This is a genomic window from Pseudomonas sp. Fl5BN2, assembly GCF_009908205.1.
In the GTDB taxonomy this organism is placed as follows: domain Bacteria; phylum Pseudomonadota; class Gammaproteobacteria; order Pseudomonadales; family Pseudomonadaceae; genus Aquipseudomonas.
Window position 1 is genome coordinate 1 of the sequence record NZ_JAAARL010000074.1, and the last position, 439, is coordinate 439.

Annotated in this window: 1 pseudogene; it reads right to left on the reverse strand. The window is 40.8% G+C overall.

Annotated features, from left to right (window positions below):
- Window positions 1-146 precede the first annotated feature (146 nt).
- Window positions 147-439 (reverse strand): annotated as a pseudogene (locus GV819_RS32620) (integrase); the annotation flags it as partial.

Consider the following 439-nt stretch of genomic DNA (forward strand, 5'->3'; position numbering starts at 1 on the left):
CATCAGAACAGATTGTTTCTGAAAAAATTCACAAAGTGAGAGTCCGAAAAAAATAAAAAAAAGTGGTCTGGAACTAAATTTTTCAAAAACTTTGAATAGGGTTTCCATTTTCTTTACCTTCAGGATTATATTAGCTATTCTGATACTTAGGCTACCAGAGCATTTGATCTTTGAGCTTGAACGTAATCACTCCACCATTGCATCAAACTCTGTCGCTCTATCAGATATTCTGCACGATTGTATGCTGCGATAATTTCATCTTTTTTCGAGTGGGCAAGCGCTGCCTCAAGAACTTCAGCTCTGAATTTACCAGACTCCTCTGCCGCTGTTCGTGCAATAGAACGCATACCGTGAGCTACAAGCTCGCCTCCGAACCCCATTCGGATGATAGCTGCGTTGGCTGTTTGTTCATGCATATGATTAAGAGGCGCTTTTATGC